Source organism: Kitasatospora sp. NPDC059803 (assembly GCF_042732255.1).
Lineage (GTDB): Bacteria > Actinomycetota > Actinomycetes > Streptomycetales > Streptomycetaceae > Kitasatospora.
Map to the genome: position 1 here is coordinate 1 of NZ_JBHWIJ010000294.1, position 3,730 is coordinate 3,730.

General features: G+C 77.8%; 3 protein-coding genes. All 3 read right to left on the bottom strand.

What is annotated here, in order from left to right; genetic code table 11:
- Window positions 1–277: 277 nt before the first annotated feature.
- Genes ACFV6I_RS32530 through ACFV6I_RS32540 form a run of 3 tightly spaced genes read right to left on the bottom strand, consistent with a single transcriptional unit; the run spans window position 278 to window position 3,574 of the window.
- Window positions 278–1,159: an SGNH/GDSL hydrolase family protein gene (locus ACFV6I_RS32530; protein WP_380429229.1), complete on the bottom strand. Its 882-nt coding sequence runs from the start codon at window positions 1,157–1,159 to the stop codon at window positions 278–280.
- Entirely contained in the window at window positions 1,134–2,360 is a 1,227-nt protein-coding gene (locus ACFV6I_RS32535) for a glycosyltransferase (RefSeq protein ID WP_380429232.1), read from the bottom strand. The genes ACFV6I_RS32530 and ACFV6I_RS32535 overlap by 26 nt, the downstream gene beginning before the upstream one ends.
- Window positions 2,357–3,574, bottom strand: a complete 1,218-nt coding sequence (locus ACFV6I_RS32540) for a glycosyltransferase family 4 protein (protein ID WP_380429234.1) — start codon at window positions 3,572–3,574, stop codon at window positions 2,357–2,359. Before ACFV6I_RS32540 ends, ACFV6I_RS32535 begins: the two co-directional genes overlap by 4 nt.
- Window positions 3,575–3,730: the final 156 nt, after the last annotated feature.

Consider the following 3,730-nt stretch of genomic DNA (forward strand, 5'->3'; position numbering starts at 1 on the left):
ACCCTGTGGGCCCCCCCCCCCCCCCCGCGGGGGGGCCAGAACCCAACATCTTCATCAGTCTTCTAGGGCGTGTCTGACAATTCGCGTCGGATCAGCGCGCGGCGGTGGGCGCCCGGCTGGGCGTGCCGGCGAAGCGTCCTCGTACTGGGCCGTACTTGGACGTTTCGCCGGTGCGTCCAGGCGGGATGCCTGGGGGCACCTCCCGGCCGCCAGGCTGGGGGAGCGTCGCGCGCCCGGCGGGAATTGTCAGACACGCCCTAGCCGAGCCCGCGCCGCCTCACCCCAGTGACGCGAGGGCCTGGGCCGCCGCGCGGGCCATCTGCTCGTCGTGCCGCCCGCTGGACCCGCGCAGCCGGGAGAGGCCTTCGGCCGCCGCCAGGGCGAGCAGCCCGGGCAGCAGGTCGGTGCTGCGGGCGGCGACCCAGCGGGTGCCCTGGGTGGCCATCCACCACAGGTCGGCGGCCCGGCCGGGCGGAGCCTCGGCGGGGGTGTCGACGGGCGGCGGGCCGAGGGGGTGGCCGGCGGCGGCGAGCAGTTCGTGGAACCGGCGGGCGATCAGGTGGTGGCCCTCGGCGCTGGGGTGCAGCCGGTCGACGCTGAGCAGCCGGCGCTGCGCGCACCAGGGCAGCTCGGCGATGTGCAGGTGCACCGCCCGGTGCCGGGCGGCGAGGGCGTGTACGACGGTGTTGACGGCCTGCATCCGCCGCGCCAGCGGTCGGGCCAGCGGCGCGGGCAGGCGGAGCAGGGTGCCCGGATCGGGCAGGCAGGCGGTCAGCAGGACGGCGCCGTGGCTGGAGAGTTCGCCCAGGGTGGCGTCCAGCTCCAGGGTGGTGCGCCGGATGTCGAAGCCCGCCCGTAGGGTGTCGTTGCCGCCGACCACCACGGCCGCGAACCGCGGCCGCAGTGCCAGTGCGGCGGGGAGTTGACGATTCGTCAGATCAGCGGTCAGGGCGCCGCTGCACGCCAGGTTGGTGAACTCGACGCCGCCCTCGGGTGCCAGCGACCGGGCCAGGACGGCGGCCCAGCCGCGCCACCCCTCGCCGACCGGGTCCCCGACCCCTTCGGTCAGCGAGTCCCCGAGCGCGACGAACCGCACCGGCCCGCTGGTGGCCGGGCGGCCGTCCGCGGACCGGTCACGCCCGGTGCCGAGCACGCTCATCCCAACCCTCCTCCACCGCACCGGGGTTGCGCACGCCGGGGTTCCGCATGCCGGGGTTTCGAACGCTGTGGGCCGCGAGGAACGCGGCCACCGCGGCCGGCCAGCCGTACCGCTCGGCCTGGGCCCGGGCGCCGGCCCGCCGCGCCTGCTCCGGGCGTGCCAGCAACTCCCGTACCGCCGAGGCGAATCCGGCCCCGGTGTCGGCGGCGGCCATCCCGGCCAGGCCGATCAGACCGGGCAGCGCGGAGGAGCGGCTGACCGCCACCGGAGTCCCGCAGGCCAGCGCCTCCAGCGCGGCGAGCCCGAAGGTCTCCACCGGCCCGGGCGCGAGCACCACGTCCGCGCAGCCCAGTAGCCGGGCCAGTTCCTCCCGCCGGCCCAGGTGCCCGAGGAGGCGCACCGGCAGTCGCAGCCGCTCCGCCCGGGCCGCCAGCCGGTCCCGCAGCGGTCCGGCCCCGGCCACCACCAGGACGGCCGGCAGCCCCCGGGCCCGCAGCGCGGCCAGCGCCTCGACGGCCCGTTCGGGCCGCTTCTCGGCCGAGAGCCGGGAGCAGAGCACCAGCAGCACGTCGTCCGGCCCGCAGTACCGTGCCCGCTCCCGGGCCCGCGCGGCCGGCGGCAGCGGGCGCATCGCGTCCAGGTCCACGCCGAGCGGGGCCCGGACCAGGTTGGGCACGCCGATCCGCCGGAACTCCGCCGCCGCCCAGTCGGTGGTGCAGAGCACCGCGTCGTACGTACGGGCCGTCGCCGCGTTGAGCCGGTCGGCGGCCGCGTCGGCGAGCGGGCGGGGCAGCCCCCAGGCGCGCAGCAGCCCGACGGCGCTCTCGTGCGACACCATCACCGAGCGGACGCCGTGCCGCCGGGCCCAACTGCCGGTCCAGCGCAGCGTGGTGCGGTCGGACACCTCCAGCCGGTCGGGTTTCAGCCGGGTCAGTTCGGCGGCCACCGCCCGCCGGTCGGTGAGCACCCGGTAGCCGCCGCTGGCCGGCAGCACCGGCCCGGGAAGGGTGACCACCAGGCCCTGCTCGCCCTCCTCCTCGCTGCGCCGCTCCCCGGGTACGATCAGCACCGGCCGGTGCCCGGCGGCCAGGTAGCCGGCGCCGAGGTGGTGCAGTGCGGTGCGCAGGCCCCCGGAGACCGGGGTGACGAAGTTCGCGAGCCGCACGATGGTCAGCGGCTCGCGGTCGGCGGTGTCCGTCATGCCGGCAGCTCCTCCACGACGGCGACCGGCTCGACGACCGCCGGGGGAGCGGCAGGGGGAGCCGCCGGTGTGCCCCGGTGCTCGGCGAGGACCTCCGCGTAGTGCCGCAGCAGCAGGTCGCCGACCGCCTCCCAGGTCCGCGCGGTCACCTCGGCCCGTCCGGCGCGCCCGTACGCGGCCCGCCGCCCGGGGTCGGCGGCCAGTTCCGCCACCGCCCGGGCCACCGCGGCGCCGTCCCGGGGCGGCACCAGCAGGCCCGTCCGGTGGTGCGCGACCAGGTCCAGCGGGCCGCCGGCGGCCGGGCCGATCACCGGCACGCCGCTCGCCATCGCCTCCTGGATGGTCTGGCAGAAGGTCTCCAGCGGGCCGGTGTGCACGAACACGTCCAGGGTCGCGAAACAGCGGGCCAGTTCCTCGCCGGTCCGGCGGCCGAGGAAGACCGCGCCGGGCATCGAGGCCCGCAGCCCGGGCCCGGACGGCCCGTCCCCGATCACCACCACCCGCACCCCGGGCAGGGCCGACGCGGCGGCCAGCAGGTCGACCCGCTTCTCGGGCGCCAGCCGCCCGACGTACCCGACCAGCACCTCGCCGCCCGGGGCGAGCGCCCGGTGCAGCGCCTCGTCCCGGTGCCGGGGGTGGAACCGCACCGAGTCCACCCCGCGGGGCCACAGCTGCACCCGGGGCACCCCGTGCGCGGTGAGGTCCTGGGCGGCGGGCGTGGACGGCGCCAGCGTCCGGGCCGCGGCCCGGTGCACGGCCCGGATCCGCCGCCAGGCGGCCGCCTCCCCGAGGCCCCGCCCGGCCCGGTAGGCGTGCGCGTACCCGGCGAGGTCGGTCTGGTAGACGGCCACGGCGGGGACGCCGAGGCGGGCCGCGGCCTGCATCCCGCGCGCGCCGAGCACGAACGGGCTGGCCAGGTGCACGATGTCCGGCCGGTGCCCGGCGACGGCAGCCGCCAGCTGCCGGCTCGGCAGCGCGATCCGCACCTGCGGGTACCCGGGCAGCGGCACCGACGGAATGCGCACCACCGGCAGCTCCACCGTTTCGGAGCCGCCGAAGGTGTGCGGCGGGCACGTGGCGCCCCGCGCGGGTGCGGGGGTGACGACGAGTGGCTGGTGGCCCCGGCGGACCAGATGCTCGGCCGTCCGCAGCACGCTGTGGGCGACTCCGTTGACCTCGGGCGGGAAGGATTCGGTGACGATGACGACGCGCATGCCAGAGTTCTGTCCGCGCCCGGCGTGCACCTGGCCAAAGGGATCTGTCGTACAAGCGAACGCGGGGGGGCGATTTGGACCGGCGTCCCCCGCCCGCCCCGCGCCGCCGGAGTGGGTCCCGGCCGCCGCCATGAGGGACGCGTACCGCGGGAGCGT

Bases quoted from the DNA above. Each gene is read 5' to 3' on its own strand.
- ACFV6I_RS32540 (WP_380429234.1), bottom strand. From the start codon at position 3,574: ATGCGCGTCGTCATCGTCACCGAATCCTTCCCGCCCGAGGTCAACGGA.
- ACFV6I_RS32530 (WP_380429229.1), bottom strand. From the start codon at position 1,159: ATGAGCGTGCTCGGCACCGGGCGTGACCGGTCCGCGGACGGCCGCCCG.
- ACFV6I_RS32535 (WP_380429232.1), bottom strand. From the start codon at position 2,360: ATGACGGACACCGCCGACCGCGAGCCGCTGACCATCGTGCGGCTCGCG.